Source organism: Paenibacillus tyrphae, from assembly GCF_024158745.1.
Classification (GTDB): domain Bacteria; phylum Bacillota; class Bacilli; order Paenibacillales; family NBRC-103111; genus Paenibacillus_G; species Paenibacillus_G tyrfis_A.
Genome location: NZ_JAMZAW010000006.1, coordinates 151,677 through 172,075, shown reverse-complemented (window position 1 = coordinate 172,075; position 20,399 = coordinate 151,677). Strand labels below are relative to the sequence as shown.

Genomic DNA, 20,399 nt, shown 5'->3' with positions numbered 1-20,399 from the left:
AAGAAAGTGAGCCCAGCCTTGACCGGCTGGGCGTAAAAATCACGGTTACGGCTCGATTTGGACCGTCGGCAGGCTGGCGTTCACGCTGTTGAAGCCGTTCAGCTCCAGCCCTTTGATCCGACTGTTCGAGGCGCCGAGAATTTTGCGGTAGTTCAGCAGAATGTACGGCGGGTCGTCGCTGAGCTCTTTGTACAGCTCCTTATAGGCCTGCTTCCGCTTCTCGATATCGAGCGTGCCGACCGCTTTGGCCACCAGCTCGTCGACCTTCGGATTATTGTAGCCGTTCGTGTCCGTGAAGCTGCCTTTATATTTCGAGTTGAACGATTGCACGCCGTCGTCCGGGTCGATCAGAATCGAGGTCGAGAACGAAACCAGATCGTGCTCGCCCTTTTTCGTTTTCGCCAGCAGGGCATTGTAATCCATCAATTCGGTTTGGAAATCGATGCCGATCGCTTTGTAGTTTTCTTTGGCAATCGGAATCAAAATATCGGTTACTTTCCCTTTGGAGCCGAAGTAGCGTACCGACAGACGCTGTCCGTCTTTCTCGCGGATGCCGTCCTTGCCCGGCTTCCAGCCGGCTTCGTCCAGCAGTTTCTTCGCCTTCTCCTGGTCGAACGGATACGAATTGACGCCCTCTTCCGTGTACGCCCAAGAGATCGGGGACACCGGCACGTTCGCCACCTGCCCATAGCCTTGGTAAATGGTGTCGACGATTTTTTGACGGTCCAGCCCGTAGATGAATGCCTGCCTTACCAGTTTGTCTTTGAAATACGGCTTGGAGTGGTTGAACTTGATGTACGAGTATGAGCTGGCCGTATAGACGTCGATATTGGCAAAGCCAAGTGTCTGGAGCAGCTCCATGTTATCCTGGTTGCCCGTAAAGCCGGAGTAATCCGTCTCGCCGGTTTGGAAAAACTGGGTGGCGTCGCCTTCCGTCGTTTTATAGATGAAATGCTCAACGGCCGGTTTTCCTTTATAAAAATTCGGATTGGCCACGAATCGGACTTCCTGTCCCGGAATGAACTTCTCCAGCTTGTACGGGCCCGATTCGAGCGGTTTGCTGTGCAACTGCTTAATTGAGTCGAGCTTGCCGGGCTTGTAGTCTTTGCCGTAGTACGCTTTGGACAGCACCTGTCCGCCGAGAAGGTACAAGGCTTGCGCGTTGACCTTGTCCGTCGTAATCTTGATCGTCTGCGGATCGACGACCTGGATTCCTACGACCGTCGCAGCTTTGCCCTCTTTGTAGTCCTTGCCCCCTTTGACGGCGGCTTGGGCAATGTCGGTTTGCCCGTCGTACGCAGGGTCGTGCAGCAGCGTCAGCGTGAAGGCGACATCGTCTGCCGTCAGCGGCGAGCCGTCGCTGAATTTAAGCCCGGCGCGCAGCTTGAACGTATACGTCAACTGGTCGTCCGACAGTTCCCACTTCTCGGCCATTCCGGGAATCGGTTTGCCGTTCTTGTCGATGTCCACGAGCTGGGCGAACAAGACGGAGTTGACGTTGCCGTCGTAGCCGTTCTGATAAAAGTACGGGTTGAAAATGCCGCCCGGCTCGGTGAGCGAAACGACGAACGTATCGGTGCGCTTCTTCGCAGCCTCCGGAATTTTCGACTTGTCGGAGGCCGGTATCAAGCCGTCCTTAATGCCGGCCACCCCGTTCTGGCCCGTGCTAGGCGTTCCTACGGCTTCCGTGCCTTTGGCATCGCCGCCTCCAACTGCTGCATCTTGTCCGCTGCAGGCGGACAGAAGCAGCGAGCAGGCGACAATCGCCGACACGGACAGCGTCAAGGCTTTTCTTCTCTTCATAAATGATCCCCTCCGGCATGATCGGGAAGAAGGAAATAGTTCCAGTTCCCCTTTAATTTTATAATTCCGATATGTATAATATGTTTTGCTGTGGATAAGCCTCATTATAGATATTTTACTTTGTTCTGTAAATAGAGAACAACAAAAATTTTCTCCATGTGAAGAATTTATGACGAAGAGCGATTAAAAAGAAGGCCTTGGCCCATGAAAAAGTTCATGAGAAAGAAAAGCTGCCGGAAATGGAAGTGGCTTATTCTTGGACTGGGGTATGCGCAAAAGAGGGCATGTTGGGGGAGTTGGCACCAAATTCGGGAACGCCAAAGAACCTTCCGATGCGTCATCGCAAGGTTCGCGCCGAAGGCACTGGTCGGCTGCGGCCGCCGTCAATCGGCGAGCAGATAGCCCAGCAGAGATTCCTGCACCCCGCCGATCGCCTCCTTTCGCAGGCTGTAAGCTACGGCCGAATCTCCGGACATATGAGCGCGCAGCAAACCGGCGGAACGGAGGTTGAAAATATGATCGTGTGTAATGCCTTTGGAGATGCCGATATAGCGCACAATTTCGGTAAAGCTGCGCGGTCCGGCGTTCAAATAGCGCAAGATGCGCAGGCGGCTTTTTTCGCTGAGGCTGCGAAGCTGGCGGTACAGGCGACGGGACGGCTCGTCGGCCGGGTCGTCGTAGGAGCCGTCGACGGCATACTGGCAAACGGTCAAGCCGCCAAACGTATAAATAATGTTGGCCGGTTGAAAATGATACTGCGGCGACAATACCAGCTTTTCGCACTCGGCTCCCGGTTCGAAATACAGCCCGTTCGTGATCTGCTCGGCCAGCGCGTCCGGCGCCAGTGTTCCGATCCGCGCGCGTTTGCAAGCGGCATCCTGGCTCAGCCATTCCATCAGCTTCGGGTCGACGGCGGCAAAGTACTGCCCGTTCCATTCGGACAGCAGGTGCAGCCACCGGTCCCGGACCGCTCCCAGCTCGCCGGGGAACGAGCTCATATACGGGGCCAGCAGCTCGTACATTTCCCCCGCCGTCATCCGTTCGAACCAGGCCAAGAAACGCTCTGCGTTTTCCTTGTGCGGACACAGGTACAGAAATAAATACATCAGCTTCCACTCCGCCGAAATTTCGGTTTCGGCCAGCGTCGAGGCAAACGTTGGGTTGAGCTGCCGCTCCGTTTGCCCGGCCCATGGGGAGCCGAGGTCGGTTTTTTTATAGAACTTTTTGCAAAGATACGTATGGAGGCTGTTCAAAAGCTCATTAGCAGGGCCGAACGCCACGTCCAGTTCGTACGACATTCCGGAACACTCCTTCAAGCCATTTTCGGGCATCGTTTTTCAGATTTTGGCGATCCGGAAAACGGTATTTCGATTTTTAAGCAATTTTGATTTTAACACTTCATCGGAACAAAGAAAATCCCTCGACAAAGGAGCGTGACCGCCGATGGCTCCCCTCGATACGTCTTCCCTGGTGTTGCTGCTGTTTGCCGCCCTCGGCATTCTGAGCGGCAATACGTCCATCACGATTGCCGTGCTCGTGCTGCTTTTATTGCGGGTGACGAACCTGCATCAAACGTTTCCCTGGCTGGAAAAGTACGGGCTGACCTGGGGAATCGTCATCCTGACCATCGGCATCCTGACACCGATCGCTTCCGGCAAGACAAGCCTGCAGGACCTGCTGCACTCGTTCCTGCACTGGAAGTCGCTGCTGGCCGTGGGCGTCGGCGTACTGGTCGCTTATTTGGGCGGCCGCGGCGCCGCGCTGATGGCGAGTCAGCCGACCGTCGTCACGGGGCTGCTGATCGGCACGATTCTCGGCGTGACCTTTTTCCGCGGCGTCCCGGTCGGACCGCTGATCGCGGCGGGGATTTTGTCGCTGCTTGTCGCGAAATGACATGCCGCTGGCGGCCTATGCGGAAGCACGCGGTGCGACATCCCGCCGATAGGCCGCTGAGTCCCCGCAATGCAAAAAAGGCCGAGCTCATGGCCGGCCTTCTGCAGTGCTGCGGGTGATGGCAACGAGAATTGCAGCCGGTTGGCAGCTGCATTTTGTAAATAAAGGAACTAGGATGCGCTAACCGGAGCGATTCAATCGTACCACGATTCATAGAGGAACTCAGATGCTTTAAGTGTGTCGAAAAATGTTCGTGCCCCTCAAAATCGGCTTGTTAGCACATCCCAGTTCCTCTAATTTTCAAAAAGTAGCAAATCGAGTTAAATAGCACACCTGTGCTTCCGCTAATTTTGCGGGCTGGCTGCCAACCCGGCGCAAGCCGGGCTCGATAAAGCCAGTTCAAGCGTGCCACACTTGAACACTTCATTCCGGGCGCGCGTGGCGGCTCTTTTCCGGCTCCTCTTCCGACCAGCACCGGCCCGTTAGTCGCAGCGACGGAGCAGCTCGCACAGCGCCCGGACCGCTTCACGTTCATCCTCGCCCTCCGCGCTGACCCACAGGCGGCTCCCTTTCGGCGCTCCCAGCTGAAGCAGGCTGATGATGCTTTTTCCCTTCGCCTGCCGTCCTTCAAATTCCACCGTAATGTCCGCGCGGAACCGTTGGGCGGCAAGAGCAAACAGCTTGGCGGGGCGGGTATGAAGGCCTGCCTGGCATCTCACGGTGACTCCTTCTGTAACCATGCCCCTTCCCCTTTCATTCGATCGTATCGCTTGCCGGCTCCTGCAAAAAGGCAGAGACCCGACGGTGCATTTCCAGCGGACTTCCAGCATGCACGAGAGCTTGGACGGTGTCCGGGTTCTCGATCATAAAAGCGATCCGCGAGACCAGCCCCATCTGCTGCTCCCCGCCGACCACAGCAATGAGCAAATAAGCCTTGCTCCCTTCGTCGAACGTCACCCCGTCCGGGTACTGCGCGATCACGATCCCCGGCTTCAGGATGCCGGTATCGACAGCCCCGACGCCGTGAGGCAGGGCGACGCCGTTGCCGATGAAGGTGGACAGCACCCGTTCCCGCTCGATCATCCGATCGATATAATTGTCGCGGACAAGCCCCAGCCGAACAAGCAAGCCGCCGACCTGCCGGATCGCCTGCCACTTGTCGTCGGCTTGCGCCCCGATCAGCACATGGTCCGGCGTGAACAGCGCCCCGCTTCCGCCGATTTCCCGCTCGTCCAAGCGGCCCTGCAGCCCCTCGCTGCGAAGGCGGTCGATCAGCCCGTCGTAAAAAGCGGCGTCGACGAAGGAGACCATCGACAGATGCTCCGGACGGGGTGCAGCCTCCTGCGCCCTTGCCGTCAGCATCGCTTGGGAGATGACCAGATCCGCATCCGCGGGAATGCCGTCCACGGAGCAGTTGCTTACCTCGACGGGCAGGCCGGCTTGCTTTATTTTTTTGCGCAGCAGGGCAGCCCCCATCGCACTGGAGCCCATGCCGGCGTCGCAGGCAAAATAAATTTTGCGGATCGTCTTCCGCTGTGGCTCTTCTTTCAATGAAACCTCGTCCTCGGATTTCTCGGATAGGTGATGAACCGTTGCCAAAGCCGCCGGATCGTCGAAAGCCGACCCGCCCTTCCACGAAAGGACCAGGTAACAGCCCGCAAAGCTGACCGCGGCGGAAGCCAGCACCCCGCCCAGCACCGGGAGGTGCATCCCTTTCGGAGCCATCAGCATAAGCGCGATGAGGCTTCCCGGAGAAGGGGTCGCGACCAATCCGGCGTGCAGCAGCACGAAAACCCAGTTGCCCGCCAGTCCCGCCGCGATTAACGGCACAATGACAAGCGGTCGCATGAGCGCATACGGAAAATACACCTCATGAATGCCGCCGACAAATTGAATGAGCAGCGACGAGCGGGCGTTGTCCCGCGGTTTATTTTTCAGCAGCATATAATAGGCCAGCAGCAGGCCGGCCCCGGGACCGGGGTTCGTTTCCAGCAAAAAGAACACGGATTGGCCGAATTCCTTCGTCTGCTGGATGCCCAGCGGCTCAAAAATGCCGTGATTCATCACATTGTTCAAAAACATCACCTTGCCCGGCTCCACCGCGAGCGCAACCCAAGGCAAATAGTTGGATTCCAGCACAAGCTTGGCCGCGCCATGAATGCCCTGCATGCCGAAGACGAACCAATGGGTCACCTCCGCATAGCAGAACAGGCACAGCACGACGCCGATCAAACCGGCAGCTACATTATAGCACAGCAACTCAAGCCCTACCGGAATGCGGTCCGTCAGCCACCGGTCCGTACGGGCAATGATCCATCCGGTCAGCGGTCCGACAAGCATGGCGGGCATCAGCATGCTGTAATCCGACGTGTTTCCGGCGATCATGCCGATCATGACGAAGGAGGCGATCACGCCGCCGCGGTGCGAGCCGATCATCCGCCCCCCGGTATAGGCGAACAGGAGCGGCAGAAAATATTTCAAAACGGGATTGATAATGTCCTGCACCGCCGGGTTCGGGAACCAGCCGCGCTCCCCGAACAGAACGCGGATCAGGCCCAGGCCGATCAGACCGGCGATATTTTGAAACACCAGATAGCTTAAAAAGCGGCCGATGCGATTGATACGATTCATTGCGTCCCCCGAAAGAAGACGCCGGTTCGATTCATATATCCTTGCCCGATCACCGATTTCAGCTCCTTCTGCACCAGGTCGAAGGGGGCGCCGGCCACCGTCTCGGCAAAGTCTTCCTCAATCAGCATCGCGCTGATCTCGCCGATCATCTCGATGTGCTCTTTCGGTGCGGATCGGGGAGCGAGCAGCAGCAGCACCGTCCGGACGTCGGCGTCCCGCCCGGGCGCCTGCCAGGAGAGAGGCTGCGCGAACCGCAGCACGCAAGCCAGCAGCACCGGGACGGCCGTGCTGCGGCAGTGCAGCATCGCAAGCTTGCTTTCCTCCACGACGATGCCCCCGAGCTCTTCCCGCTGGAGCAAGTCGCTCTCCAGCTGCGGCACGGGAATGCCGGGTACGACCGAACCGGCAAAAGCGGCCGCCGCCGCAATGGCTTCCCTCTTCGACGCCGCTTCGAGCCCGTCGGCAAAAAACAGGTGGTTCGTCAATTGAACGACGCCTTCGCCATAACGATTCACGGTCATTACGGTATCCTCGATTTCTGTATAAGCTTCACGGGCCGCGGTCCCGATGAGCGGCAGCCCGTGCAAATGCGTTTCGATCAGCTCGATATCGTCCTGCTCCAAAAACGAATTGACCACTACGACACGGTGGGTTTCATGCTCGAACGGCACGGTCGATACGATCAGATCGATCGGCGCATGCTTGCGGATGGCTGCCTCCAAATGCAGCAAAGACACCGTATCGACGATGTGAATATGCGGAAAGCTTTTGCCGATCTGAGCGGCCAGCAGCCGGGAGGTGCCCATGCCGCTGCTGCAGGCGAGAAGCACGCGGAAGCGCTGCGGCGAGGTCGTCTTCGTCCGAACGACGGCCGCTCCGAAATGCATCGCCAGATAGCCGATTTCCTCCTCCGGCACTTCGGCTCGAAGCTCCTCTTGCAGGTACCGGGACGCCTTCGCCGCGGCTTCAAAAATATCCGGGTACGTCTCGCGGATATGGGCGAGCAGCGGGTTGCGGATTTCCATGTGCAGGCGAATCCGGTTGATCGCCGCCTCCAAATGCACCAGCAGCGCCTCGTACAGGGAGGGGTCGTTTTCCAGCGTGAGCTTGAGCTCGTTCTCTACGATTCGAATCATCCGGGCGGCGTAAGCCTCCGCCCCCCTCTCCTGCGGCTCCCCGGCCGGCGCAAGTATGCGCTTTCCCTTCGCTCCAAGCAAATGCATCGTAATATAGCCGACTTCGCTTTCCGGGATGTCGATGTCCAGGCGGACGCTCAGCTCTTCCGCCATCTGCTGCGCCCATTTGAACTCGCCCGCCGCCTTTAATTTGCCCAGCGCTTCGGCGTCGATCGAGATGTTTTCCCCGCTCTTGAGCCGCTGCACGGCCAGCGCAATGTGCACGACAAAGCCGACGTAGGCGCTGTCCGTCATCTCGTAGCCGCGCCGCATTTCGCTGCTGCGGACGATTTCCTCGATCTGGCCGATGATGCCGGGATCGATAAAATGCAGCAGGTGATTGCGGATGGACAGCTCCAGCTTACGCTGGTTCGTAAACGATAGCGAATACGACGACAGCATGTCCATCAGCTGCTCCTGCGACAAATGCTCATACAAGTGATCGATCATCGCGGCGCGGATGCTTTTCTCGTCGGCTTCGATGTAGACACCCAGACCCGGCTTTCGCACCAGAGCGATCCGATGCTTCGCAAACCACGGCTCCAGCTTGTCCAGATCGTTGCTGACCGTCGCTTCCGTCACGTCCAGCTTGCTGCTGAAGTAAAAAAGCTTGACCGCCTCCCGCTTCGTCAGCAGCAGCCGGATCAGCAGATGCCTACGCTCCTCCGGGGAAAAAATTTTGAGCGAAGGGCTGACGGATAGCTGCTGGAGCAGCTGCTTCCTGGCCGCGTCGCTTCCTTCGACGCTCAGGCCGACGCCCGTCTTTTTGATCAATGTGACGCCGAAAGGGACAAGCCTCCGGCTTATCCCTTCCAGTTCCCTTTGCATGGTACGTACGCTGAGCCCCAGCTCCCCCGCCATCTCCTTCAGCGTAACGGGAGCCGAAGCCTGCAGAAGCAGCGCCAACATTTGCTTCTGTCTGGAATTTAACGTTAAGCGCGGCTCCATGGCAGCGTACCTCCTCCGTTCCTTCGTTGTCTTGAAATCGATTATATCACAATTTGCACCTTCATCAGATCGGGCGCTTTGGGCTTTTCCAGAAATTCGACCGTCTCTTCCAGCGTGATCGTCCGGGAAATGAGCGGACGGACGTCGATCCGGCCTTCCTTGAGCCAGTGAAATGCCGGGATAAACGTTTGGTTGATCGCCATCGAGCCGAGCAGCGTCCAATCCTTGTTATACAGCTTGAACGGGTTGATCCGGATGCTTGCGCTCTCCGCTGTCACGCCGAATTGCAGGTACTTGCCGGTTGGCCCCAAGTAATTCAACGCTTGCTCGATCACCGCAGGAATACCGGTCACGTCCACCACCGCGTCAAATCCGTAAGGGTACGTCTCCTTGCCCAGCGCGGCTTCCAGGTTGCGGCTCAGCACACCCTTCGTCGCGCCGTAGCGCAAGGCCATATCGAGCTTTTCCTGCGCCACATCGACGACGACCAGCTCCGATGCTCCCGCACGGGCCATCGCCTGAACGAGCTGCTGGCCCATCGCGCCCGCGCCGAACAACAGCACGCGGCTGCCGACCTGCAATTGCAGCCGGTTCATGCCGTGCACGACGCAGGCCAGCGGCTCGATAAACGCGCCTTCCTCGAACGACATCGTGTCCGGCAGCTTCACCACGTTGCCTGCCCGAACGGCCACGTATTCGGCCATGCTGCCGTTCACCGTGTTGCCGAGCGCCTGCCAATTTTCGCATTGGTTGCTCCGGTGGGTCAGGCAAAATTCGCAGGCCCCGCAAAACAGCGACGGGTCGGCGCTGACCCGGTCTCCCGGCTGCAGGCCGGTAACGCCTTCGCCCACCTCGTGCACGATGCCGGAAAACTCATGCCCGGGAATAATCGGGTACGGGGAAATAAATTCACCCTCGAAAATATGAAAATCGGTTCCGCAAATTCCGACGTTTTTGACCTGAATCGTGACTTCGCCGCGCTTCGGCGCCGGATAAGGCACTTCCTTGACCACGGCCCGGCGCGGTCCTTCGATGACCAGAGCTTTCATGCTAAGCTTCCCCCTATTCGGTTCCATTTCTTCATTCGTTCTCATTCGGGTAAATCATGATTTTAATGCTGGTATCCTTCTGCGTCCGCGCGGTCTCCACCGCTTCGCGAATCCGGCTAAGCGGAAACCGGTGCGTAATCGTCTTGGCGATGCTGTGCTCGCGGCGGCTCAGCAATTGAATCGCCGCCGGGTACGTATTCGCATAGCGGAACACGCCGTACACGTCCAGCTCCGCATCGACCAGCGCCGGGATATCCAGCGGAATTGCGTCGCTCGTCGGCAGTCCGACCAGGACGATCCGCCCGCCCCGCTTCGCCAGCCCGATCGTATCGGCGATCGCTCGGGCGCTGCCGGACGTCTCAACGATGACGTCGACGCCCTCGCCGTCCGTCAAGCGGTCGAGCTGCTCCTTCACCGGCGCACCCGCCGGGTTGAGGACTCCGGCCGCGCCCATCTCCAGCGCCAGCTCCCGGCGGCTTTCCATGACGTCGCTGCCGTAAATTTCGGTCACGCCGAACAGCTTGGCCGCTTCCAGCGCCAGCAGGCCGATCGGCCCGAGCCCGGTCACGAGCACGCGGTCGGACGGCTTGACACGCCCCCGGGTCATCGCGTGAATGCCGACGGACAGCGGCTCCAGCAGCGCTCCTTCCTCGAAGCTCATCGCCTCCGGCAGCTTGAACAGGAAGTCGCTGCGCACTGCGACGTAGTCCGCCCAAGCCCCATCCACGGGCGGCGTCGCCATGAAGACGACGTCCGGGCACAGGTTATAGCGGCCCGACTTGCAGTAATCGCACCTGCCGCACGTCACGCCCGGCTCTACGGCAACCCGGTCGCCGACCGCGACATTCGTCACCGCGCTGCCGACCTTCACCACCGTGCCGGCCACCTCGTGCCCGAGGATGATCGGCTGCTTGACCTCGTATCGGCCGATCCGGCCATGCTCGTAATAATGCACGTCTGAGCCGCAAATCCCGATGCAGTGCACCTGCACCAGCGCTTCGTCCGGACGCGGCTCGGGTACCGGCACGTCCTTGACTTCAATCGATAACGGGCGGTCCAGCACCGCCGCTTTCATCATTTGCTTTTGCATAGGGTTCTCCCTCTTCCGAATTTGGAAATTTATATATATCTTCTCGTCTAGCTCACAGCTAGCCCTTCACCGCGCCCATCGTCAAGCCGCGGACCAGCTGCCGCTGGGTAAACCAGCCCAGCACAAGCGCAGGCAGAACGGCCAGCGTGGCGACCGACGACATTTTGGCCCAGAACAGCCCTTCCTGCGTCATGAACGACGACATATAGACCGGCATCGTGGCCGCGTCCGTCGAGGTCAGGCTGACCCCGAAGAAAAACTCGTTCCAGACGAAGACGAGACACAACAGCGACGTCGAGACGATCCCCGGCCGGACCAGCGGCAGCGTAATCTTGAAGAAGCCCTGCAGCCCGGTCGCTCCGTCCACCTGGTACGCCTCAATCGTCTCGTAAGGGATATCCTTGAAGAACGAGCGCATCATCCAGACGACCAGCGGCACGTTCATCGCCGTATACAGCACGATCAGCGCCGTTAACGAATCCAGCAAATGCAGCTGCTTGAACACGAGATAAAGCGGAATGATGACGCCGACCGCCGGAAGCATTTTGGTCGAGATGAACCAGAACAAAATGTCGTCCGCCTTCTTGATCTTGAACATGGCGAGCGCATATGCGGCCGGCACGCCGAACGCGAGCGCAAAGATCGTGGAGACGATCGAGACGGCAGCGGAATGCCCCATGAACGAGCCAGCGCCCGAATCCCAGATCAAGCGGTAATTGTCCAAGGTCGGTTGGAATACGAGCGACGGCGGCATCGCCACGGCGTCCCCCTCCTGCTTGAACCCGGTAATCAACAGCCACAGTACGGGGGAAAAATAAATCAGCGCAAGCACATACGTTCCGGCCGTCAGCAGCATAGACAGCGGTCGTCTCATGACAATTCCCCTCCAAACGTTCTTCGCATAAACTTAAACAGCACGGTCATAAACACCGTCATCAGGATGACGATCATGACGCCGACCGCCGAAGCGCCGCCGATATCCCAGCCCTGGAACCCGATCCGGTACAGATAGAAAGGCAGGTTCGTCGACGCATAGCCGGGGCCACCCGCCGTCGTCACGTAAATTTCGCCGAACGTTCCCATGATAAAAATCAAGCCGAGCAGCAAAGCCACCTCTATATATCTCAACAGATGAGGAATAGTCACATGGAAAAATTGCTGAATCCGGTTGGCGCCGTCCAAGACGGAGGCTTCCATCAGATCGGGGGAAACCGACTGCAATCCGGCGAGCAGCACCAGCATGAAGAACGGAATCCACTGCCAGGCGACGACGAAAATAATCGTTTCCAGCGGATACTGTCCGAGCCAATCGACCGGAGGCAGGCCCAGCTTCGCAGCCAAATACGCGCTAAAGCCGAAATTCGGATTTAAAATGACCGTCTTCCATACGATGCCGGACACGGCGGGCATGATGAAGAAGGGCGAAACAAACAGCGTGCGAATAATCCCCTTGCCAATAAAATCGCGGTTCAGCAGCAGCGCCAGTCCCATGCCGCCGATCAGACATAACGCCAGGCAAAGAATCGTCAGCAAAAACGTATTTTTCAACACTTCCCAGAACGCCGCTTCGCCCAAAATCGCAACAAAATTGGACAGCCCCGCAAACGTAATGCCTTGATCCGGCCGCATCAGGTTCCACTGATGGACGCTCAAATACAGGGTGACGAGAAAAGGAATTTGCGTAATTAAAGCGACAAAAGCGATGCCCGGCCACAATAGCCCTTTTGCCGCGGCGGACGTATTGTCCGCCCGTCTGGCCTTCGCGGTATAAGGTTTCATATCGGCTTTACTCCATTCTACCGTGTTCATTCGCCTCTCCTCGCGTGATGTAGTGCGGGAAAAGGGAACGGACCGCCGCTCCCCTTTCGCCGGATGGGTTTATTTCTTGTATCCGCCGCTGACGGCGACTTTTTCCGCTTTTTCCTGCGCCTTCTTCATTGCGTCCTCGACGCTGATGCTGCCGGTCAGCGCGGAGGCGATGTCTTGGCTGACCTCCGTGCCGAGCTGCTGGAACTCCGGAATGGATACGAATTGAATGCCTTGGTACGGCACCGGATCTTTGGCCGGCTTCTTGTAGTCCGCGGACATCATCGACTGCATCACGATGTCGGCGAACGGCGCGGCTTCCTTGTACTTCGGATTCTCGTACGTCGACTTGCGCGTGCCCGGAGGCGCGACGACCCAGCCTTCGCTTTCGCCGACTTTGGCGATGTATTCTTTGCTTGTCGCCCACGTCATGAACTTGAACGCTTCCGCTTTGTTTTTACTCGCCGCTTCGATCGCCAGGTTCCAGGACCACAGCCAGCCGGTGTTGTCTTTAGCCGCCGAAGGCGCTTTTACATAGCCGATTTTACCTACTACCTGAGAGTTTTTCGGATTGTTCAAAAATCCGGCCGCAACCGTCGCGTCATACCACATGGCCGCTTTTCCCGTCGACATCAGCGTGAGCGCTTCCGTAAATCCGGTCGTCGTCGCTCCGGGCTGCCCCGCTTCCTTCAGCAGGTCCGCGTAAAACTTCACCGCTTTGACCGTTTCCGGGCTGTTCAGCTTCGCGTTCCAGTTCATGTCGTACCACGAGCCGCCGAACGCATGGATGATCGAGTTGAGTGGCGCAAGCACCTCGCCCCAGCCCGGAAGCCCGCGCAGCACGATCCCCGGCACGTTGTTGGCCGCCTTCACTTTTTTGGCGATTTCCGCCACCTGCTCCCAGGTCGGATGCTCCGGCATCGTCACGCCGGCTTTCGCCAGCATGTCCTTGTTGTAATAGAGCATGCTGCTTTCGCCGTAGAAAGGAAGCGCATACAATTGTTTGTCGTAAGTCAAGCCATCGCGGACAGCCGGAAAAATGTCTTCCAGATCGTATTTCGCTTTCGCATCGGCAGGCATGCTGTCGAAGTAGGACGTAAGCGGCTCGATCCATTTGTTTTTGGCCCAGATTGCCGCGTCGTAGTTGCCGATTGTCACAATATCGTATTTGCCCCCGCCCATGGAGACGTCGACCGTCACCTGCTTGCGAAGATCGTTTTCCGGCAGCACCGAAAACTTCACCGTGGTCCCGGTTTCTTTCTCGTAGTCTTTGGCCAGCTTCTGCATAATGGCCATATCAGGGTTGTTCACCGTCGCGATCGTCAGCGTCTTCTTGCCGCCGTCCGCAGCCGTCGCTTCACCGGTTGCGGCATCCTTACCTTCTTTTCCCGGGGACGCCGGCGTCCCGCATGCCGTAAGCGCTACCAACGCGGACAAAGAAAGCAGTCCGAGCGATATTGTCCATTTCTTCAAGATCATTACCCCCTGTTCTGGTTAGGGACCTCTCACGGAGACTGCCTAGGGCAATCATGACAATTTTTAATTATGCGATCCCATGAAGCTATTATAACGGGGGGAAAAATGTGATGTATATAACATCATACGGAAGTTTGACGCCATCTCATTGATGCCAGGATTAAATAGTTCGGGGCTTAGGGATAAAAAAAGCCGGCGCCGATTACCATGGACGCCGACCAGCAGAGAAGAAAATGTAATTTATTTACACTGTATTTAAAAACGTGCAGTAAGCTTAAGCGCAGAATCATTTTTTTACATTTTACATTAAATCCCAATTGGGGAAAGGAGTCATTTTGATGACAACGTACAGCGTACCCGTGATTATCGTCGGAGGAGGCTTGGTCGGCTTGTCCGCCGCCTTGTTTCTAAACCGGCAGGGCATTTCTTATCTGTTGGCGGAGCGGCATTCCGGCACGTCCATCCATCCCCGGTCCCGCGGCTTCAATCTTCGCACGATGGAGCTGTACCGGAACTTAGGCCTGGAGCAGGCGATCCGCGAGGCCGGCGCATCCTTGTCGAAAAGCAAGGGGATGTATACGGCCGAAACGCTGGCCGCCGCCGAGCTGGATCTGCCCCAAAACGGCGTGCCTGAATCGACGCTTCGCCTTATGAACCCGTTCGTTCCGAACGACGACATCAGTCCTACGCGCGGCAACCGCTGCACTCAGGACGTCGTCGAGCCGCTCTTGCTGCAGGCTGCACGCGACCGCGGCGGCGATCTGCGCTTTTCGACGGAGCTCCGTTCCTTTCGGCAGGATATCGACGGAGTCACGGCCGAGCTGGTCGATCGGGCCACCGGAACGGCCTCAACCGTCAGAACCCGCTACCTGATCGCCGCCGACGGAGCGAAAAGCTCGGTCCGGCAAGCGCTAGGCATTTCCATGATGGATGAGTACTCGCACGGATTTCTGATCAATATCTACTTTCAGGCAGATCTCCGCGATGTGGTGCAGGGGCACGAATTCAGCATCTGCAACATCCTGCATCCGGAAGCGACCGGAATGCTCGTCGCCATTAACAACAGCGACCGCTGGTGCTTCCATGCCCCCTACGACCCGCAGAACGAATCGCCGGAGGATTATACGCCGGAACGGTGCAAGGATCTGTTAGCCAAAGCGCTCGGGTTCCCCGGCCTCGACATTCGAATCCTCAGCGTGCTGCCTTGGGAAGCCGCCGAAGGCGTAGCCGAGCGATTCCAAGCAGGTCGCGTGTTTCTCGCCGGAGACGCGGCGCACGTCATGCCTCCGACCGGAGGCTTCGGAGCGAATACCGGTGTGCAGGATGCGCACAACTTGGCTTGGAAGCTGGCGGCGGTGCTGCGCGGCCATGCGGGCCCCGGGCTGCTGGAAACGTATGAACACGAACGCCGGCCCGTCGCCCGGTTTACGGCGAAGCAGGTCGGCTTGATTGCGGCGAACAGCATGCTGTCCTTGTTCAAAGGGAGAACGGAGGGAACACTCGCCAACGTGCTCGTCACCGCCATGGGGTACCGTTACAAGTCGACCGCCGTACTTGCTAGCGACGAGTGCGAAGCGCCGCAAGACCAGCCGGAGTTTCACGCGGCTCCCGGCACCCGGGCCCCGCACGTCTGGGTCGGGCATTGGAACGAGCAAATCTCCTCGCTGGACTTGTTCGAACGGAGCTTCGTGCTTGTGGCCGGACCCGACGGGGCGCCGTGGCGTATAGCCGCCGACACGGCTCGCAAGCGCCTCGGCATCGGCATCGAGGTCTATCTGCTCGGCCCGGATGGCGATCTCTCGGACCCTGACGGTCTCGGACAGCAGGCGTTCAGGCTGAGTCCCGGCGGGGCCGTGCTGGTCCGTCCGGACGGCTTTGTCGCTTGGCGAAGCGATGACGGCGGCACGGACGATCACGAACAGGAGCTCGTACCGGCGCTGGTGCAGATTCTGAGCCGCGAATCCGGCGGGCATCCAGCTCAGGACGCATGACGACGGTGGAAGGCTGTTGGCGCGAAATCGTTCGAATTCGTGAATCCCGCTCTGCGGGTCACACCTTAAACCGGGACATCAATTCCCGAAGCTCCTCGACCATGAGTGTCAGCGATTCGGAAGAGGCGGCAATCTCCTCCATCGCCGCGAGCTGCTCCTCGCTGGAGGCGGCCACATGCTGTGCATTGGCTGCAGCCTCCCGCGCGATCCGGGACAGCTCCTGCGTCGTTGCGTTCACCTGCTCGGAGCTGGCGGACATTTGCTGGGAAGCGGCGGAAACCTCCTGGATTTGGTCATCCATCGCATGAATGTGGTGCAGAATGGCCTGGAACGCCTCGCCCGCTTGACCGACCAAGCGGGTCCCCCGCTCCATTTCCACGGCGCCCGTTTCCACCGAGGCAGCGGCCTCCGCGGCGAAGCTCCGGATTTGACCGATCAGTTCTCCGACCTGCTCAGCGGATTGCTTCGTTTGCTCGGACAGCTTGCGGATCTCATGGGCCACCACGGCAAACCCTTTGCCGTGCTCCCCGGCCCTGGCCGCTTCGATCCCTGCATTCAGCGAAAGCAGATTCGTTTGGTTGCTGATCCCGGTAATCACTTCCATAATTTTGCCGATTTCCCGGGAGCACGCGTTGAGCTGCCGGATGATGTCGGCCGTCTGCTTGGCGTTCTCGTTCACCTGATTCATGCCGGCTACCGCTTCCTGAATTTTCTCGTTACCCTCCGAAGCTTTCGCCGTCGTTTCCTCGGAGGAATCGCGGACTAAGGAGGACGACTCGGCAATGCGCTGAATCCCGAGCGTCAGCTCATCCATCGCCCGGACGGTTTCCTCCGCTCCGCGAAGCTGTACATCGGAACCCATTGCCACCTCCTGAATCGTCACAGAAATGTTTTCCGCCACTTTGCTGGTCTGCTCGGCGCTGGCGGACAGCTGCTCGGAGGTTGACGCGGCATGCAGCGTATGCTCGGACACCTTATTCAGCATCTGTCTAAGCTCGCCGGTTGTCCGGTTGAAGTGCTCCGACATTTGTCCGAATTCGTCCCGGCTCGAGACTATAATGTGATGCGTCAAATCCCCGGCCGCCAGCTTCTCGGACAGCTTGTTCAGCTTGGCGATTTGGACGGTAATCCCGCGGCTGTAGATCAGAATGACCGCCGCGATCAGCAGAATCCCGGCCACTCCGATCAGGCAGAGCTTAAGGAGCAACTGCGTAAGCGGCTCCGTCAATTCCTTGTCCGGCATCACGACCGCAAGAATCCACTGCGTCCTCGGAATTTCTTTATAGAACACGTGGTTCACGCCGTTTGCGCCTGCGTACGTCGTGTTCCCGTTTTTGTTTTGCAACAGCTCTTGACCCAAAACGGCCAATGCAGAATCGGGGTCCTGCTGGAGCTTGGATTTCATGACTTTACCTTGATCCGGGCCGGCCAAATAAGTGCCGTCCTTATGTATAAGTAACGCCCAGCCCGTAGCCCCGACCTTCATGTCCGACACGGTCTTTTGCAGCGTGGACAGGTCGATATCGCCCGTCGCCACGCCGATAAACTGTTTCCCGGCATTAAAAACGGGTACCGACGCCGTCACCATGGACACCTTCGTTATTTCATCGTAATACGGATCGGTATAAACGGCAGCCTTTTGATTGACGCCGGCTTTGTACCAGTTTTGGCTCAAGTAATCGTAGTTGGGATCGTTGTAGTCTTCCGTCGATTTGATCCCTTCCTTGTCCCGGAAAGCGTACGTGGAGAAATATTTCGTTTTCGCGTTATAGGTGCCGGGTTCGAAAAAAATCCCGAGACCGAACGTCTCCCCGTTCACTCGCAACCCGCCCTTCGTCATGGACTGGTAATCCTGAAGCGTAAGCTTTGTATAGGTATCCTCGACCGAATGGGCGATCATCTCCGGCAGCCTCGTATGCGCAACGAGCCGGGTGTCGATGTCGTTCGCGATGCTCTTCAATTGCTCGTTCATGCCATACCGACTCTGGTCGAGAATGATCCCTTTGGCATAAACATAAGCGGCGACTAGGACGGCAGCAAACAAAACAAGCACGGCGGGCATAAACAAGAGGAACGTTTTGGCTTTGACGCTTCGAAGTCTCATGAAGGCAGCTCCCTTTGGATGCAGATTTAAGAGGAATGTACCAAAATAAAATTCGACATATTTCGCCAAAACCCTCTGACTCCCGTAAGTTTACACGCTATTAATCTTTTTCGGGCAACGAACCGCAAAAAGCCCCAGTCCGGATTGTTAGACTGGGGCTAGAGCGGCCATGAGCGCTTATCTTTTTATGCATCTTCTTAATCCGCCATAAAATACTTCCTTCGAACCGCATCGATATGCATCAACTCCAACGTCATGCTTCCCGGCATGCCCAATTCATGTCTGACACTAGTTACAATGAAAGCCAAATCTTTAATCTGAACCTTATCTCCCGCCCGAATCGTGTTGATATCGATGGCAGTCACCGTAACCGTTTCTTGCATCCCGGTCAGAAGCTTTTGAGCCGCTTTCTTCGCCTGACTGGCGGTTTCAATATTGCTATTTTGAATAATGCGCTGCAGCGTCCCGTATTTTTCCGTTTCCCCCTTCTCTACCGCTAGTACCGGCACCGGCTTGTCTTCCTCTTTTGCCTTGCCCAGCACTTTCACTTGGGTGACGGCGCCTTCCAGCGTCCGCTTCTGTGTAATCTCCTCGACATTCTGATCCATGTCCAGCATCCAAACCGGCGAATTGCTCCCTATTTCGTACAGTTCCAGCCCGTTCGGGGTCATTCGGGCCCGATACATCAAGCCGTCGCGAGATACCGTATCCTTCAAATCGTTCAAAATCATGGAGAAAATCGTCTGGGACCGATAGACGCCTTTGGCAAGACTTTTTCCCGTTTCCGCCACATGGCCTAACGGAATTTTCCAGTCCGCCGCATACCGTTTCAGCCTTTGTGACGCCGTTTGGCCCGCCGGAAGCAAATACTCGTCCTCGCATTTGTTCAAGTAAATGGTCTTGTCGTAAGCCGTTACCGTCAAATGCTTCTGCCCGCTGTTGCGGCTGCTACACTCCCAGATCACCCCGGGGTGAAAAAGATAGACCAGACTCGTGCCCTGGGGAGCAATCCCCGATATACGGATCTCTTGACCGGGCCCAATGGCAGGAAAATCGTCCGTGATGACCAAATCGATGGTCGCCCGATAAGCGATTTCGTCCAGCGACTCTTCCAATGTGATTTTTTCGACCATGTCCGTGATGATGTATTGATTGGCCAAGATGACCTCGTATTGGTTGGAGTGTATGATCGGAGGCTCTTTTTTTTCAAAAACCGGCTCTTCTTGACGCTTCATGATTTGCTTGAACTGTTCAGGATCGATTCGGTTCGTTGCCAACTCGAAAAAATATTCGCCCATGGCCCAGGAGGAGCCGTCCTGCTTGATATAATCGCTTTCCCTTATCAAAATATTATCGTTCGATTCGTTGCCGGAGCCGATATCGTAGTATTTCGTATGAATGGCGGTAATCCCCAAATCCGGTAGCGTAAACAATTCGTTCGGGGTTGACTTTCCATCGCTATTGGAATCTTTCCAAACCTTGAGCTGGGCAAATCCAGCATCGTTTTTGTCGATCGTACCGTCGCGGTTGTCGTCCAATTCCGATAAGGCGGCATATCCGTTCTGAGAACGCGAGCCGTCCTTCATCAAGGCATATTCGCCAAACAGCTCGGTCCCGTTATTAATGACTCCATCGCCGTTCAAATCGCGCACGAGCAAGCCGTCATCAGGACCTACCCAGCCCATCAAGCTGCTCTTCCCATCGCCGTCATGGTCAAAAAACACTCTTTTTTCAATGCCTACGGTCTCCAGACCGTCTCCGTCCAGATCCATCACGATCGGGTCCGAAGCTTCATAAGCCTCCTTGTCATTCACTTCGAAAGCCTGCCCGTTCTTCGTTGCGAATTCGAGCAGATAGGTGAGCGAAAAATAATCGTCGTCGTTGGTCAATTTGTTTTTCATCGTAAAGTAGTCTGCCAGTTTCTTGAAGTTTATTATTTTAATCGTATTTTGATATTCGTCGCAAAAGTGAATGTATTCGATATTGTTCCCTTTGCCATAGGAATGTACGAACGTTAGCGTATCGGATGAACTTGTAAAACTAATCGTAACTTTAACTTTTGTCGGACCAAATACGTCTTTCCGGTTAAAATTCACTTTGATTTCATCCAAGGCAAACCCAGTGATTCTAATTACATCTACACCGAATGTTTCGCCCTCATCCGACTCTACAATGACATCATTCCCATCTCCCTTTTTAAAAAAGTAGAGATCGTTGCCAAGGCCTCCTTCCAGCAGGTCATCCCCTGGACCGCCAATTAATTGATCGTTCCCTCCCTTGCCATAAAGTTCATCCTTTCCCGCCCCTCCGAACATGTAATCCGTATAATCTCTTCCATATAAAATATCGTCTCGTTTACTATCGAATTGATTGATAAAATGATCTTGAAAATTTCCATCCGAATCCAAGTAATATTCCATATGGTAAATATCT

General features: G+C 56.8%; 14 protein-coding genes and 1 pseudogene. 2 read left to right on the top strand and 13 right to left on the bottom strand.

Translation table 11 applies throughout. The annotated features are described in order from the left end of the window. Window positions 1-45 precede the first annotated feature (45 nt). Together NI000_RS11190 and NI000_RS11185 are read right to left on the bottom strand one after the other, a co-directional pair. Window positions 46-1,803, bottom strand: coding sequence for an ABC transporter substrate-binding protein (locus NI000_RS11190; protein ID WP_253410461.1), 1,758 nt, complete (start codon window positions 1,801-1,803; stop codon window positions 46-48). Between the two features lie 383 nt (window positions 1,804-2,186). Then, complete coding sequence (locus NI000_RS11185; protein ID WP_253410459.1) at window positions 2,187-3,101, bottom strand: ArsR/SmtB family transcription factor; 915 nt, start codon at window positions 3,099-3,101, stop codon at window positions 2,187-2,189. A 145-nt stretch (window positions 3,102-3,246) separates the two neighbouring features. Here NI000_RS11185 and NI000_RS11180 point away from each other — a divergent pair, with 145 nt between their 5' ends. Beyond that, entirely contained in the window at window positions 3,247-3,696 is a 450-nt protein-coding gene (locus tag NI000_RS11180; protein WP_253410457.1) for a DUF441 domain-containing protein, read from the top strand. Window positions 3,697-4,178: 482 nt separating this feature from the next. Here the strand turns inward: NI000_RS11180 and NI000_RS11175 are convergent, their stop codons facing one another. The 8 genes from NI000_RS11175 to NI000_RS11140 all read right to left on the bottom strand — a co-directional run bounded on the left by NI000_RS11175 (window position 4,179) and on the right by NI000_RS11140 (window position 13,874). Then, a complete protein-coding gene (locus NI000_RS11175; RefSeq protein WP_253410455.1) occupies window positions 4,179-4,436 on the bottom strand; it encodes an HPr family phosphocarrier protein in 258 nt (85 codons plus the stop codon). A 13-nt stretch (window positions 4,437-4,449) separates the two neighbouring features. Then, window positions 4,450-6,327 (bottom strand): PTS sugar transporter subunit IIA, encoded by a 1,878-nt coding sequence (locus tag NI000_RS11170; RefSeq protein WP_253410453.1) that lies wholly within the window; start codon window positions 6,325-6,327, stop codon window positions 4,450-4,452. After that, on the bottom strand, window positions 6,324-8,450 hold the full coding sequence (locus tag NI000_RS11165; protein ID WP_253410451.1) for a BglG family transcription antiterminator: 2,127 nt from the start codon (window positions 8,448-8,450) through the stop codon (window positions 6,324-6,326). The genes NI000_RS11170 and NI000_RS11165 overlap by 4 nt, the downstream gene beginning before the upstream one ends. A 41-nt stretch (window positions 8,451-8,491) precedes the next feature. Continuing rightward, window positions 8,492-9,499, bottom strand: a complete 1,008-nt coding sequence (locus tag NI000_RS11160; RefSeq protein ID WP_253410449.1) for a zinc-dependent alcohol dehydrogenase family protein — start codon at window positions 9,497-9,499, stop codon at window positions 8,492-8,494. 31 nt (window positions 9,500-9,530) lie between these two features. After that, entirely contained in the window at window positions 9,531-10,589 is a 1,059-nt protein-coding gene (locus NI000_RS11155) for an NAD(P)-dependent alcohol dehydrogenase (protein ID WP_253410447.1), read from the bottom strand. 58 nt (window positions 10,590-10,647) lie between these two features. Then, window positions 10,648-11,463 (bottom strand): carbohydrate ABC transporter permease, encoded by an 816-nt coding sequence (locus tag NI000_RS11150; RefSeq protein ID WP_253410444.1) that lies wholly within the window; start codon window positions 11,461-11,463, stop codon window positions 10,648-10,650. Then, on the bottom strand, window positions 11,460-12,398 hold the full coding sequence (locus NI000_RS11145) for a carbohydrate ABC transporter permease (protein ID WP_253410442.1): 939 nt from the start codon (window positions 12,396-12,398) through the stop codon (window positions 11,460-11,462). The genes NI000_RS11150 and NI000_RS11145 overlap by 4 nt, the downstream gene beginning before the upstream one ends. A gap of 69 nt (window positions 12,399-12,467) precedes the next feature. Then, window positions 12,468-13,874: an ABC transporter substrate-binding protein gene (locus tag NI000_RS11140; protein WP_253410440.1), complete on the bottom strand. Its 1,407-nt coding sequence runs from the start codon at window positions 13,872-13,874 to the stop codon at window positions 12,468-12,470. A gap of 335 nt (window positions 13,875-14,209) precedes the next feature. Between NI000_RS11140 and NI000_RS11135 the strand changes: the two genes are divergently transcribed. Then, window positions 14,210-15,862: an FAD-dependent oxidoreductase gene (locus NI000_RS11135; protein ID WP_253410438.1), complete on the top strand. Its 1,653-nt coding sequence runs from the start codon at window positions 14,210-14,212 to the stop codon at window positions 15,860-15,862. 58 nt (window positions 15,863-15,920) lie between these two features. Here NI000_RS11135 and NI000_RS11130 read toward each other — a convergent pair whose 3' ends face one another. From NI000_RS11130 to NI000_RS37095, 3 genes and pseudogenes are all read right to left on the bottom strand, one after another. Continuing rightward, window positions 15,921-17,966: a methyl-accepting chemotaxis protein gene (locus tag NI000_RS11130; protein ID WP_253410436.1), complete on the bottom strand. Its 2,046-nt coding sequence runs from the start codon at window positions 17,964-17,966 to the stop codon at window positions 15,921-15,923. 197 nt (window positions 17,967-18,163) lie between these two features. Next, complete coding sequence (locus tag NI000_RS36935; RefSeq protein WP_309247886.1) at window positions 18,164-19,867, bottom strand: XkdQ/YqbQ family protein; 1,704 nt, start codon at window positions 19,865-19,867, stop codon at window positions 18,164-18,166. A gap of 303 nt (window positions 19,868-20,170) precedes the next feature. Beyond that, window positions 20,171-20,386: pseudogene (locus NI000_RS37095) on the bottom strand (hypothetical protein); the annotation flags it as partial. Window positions 20,387-20,399: the final 13 nt, after the last annotated feature.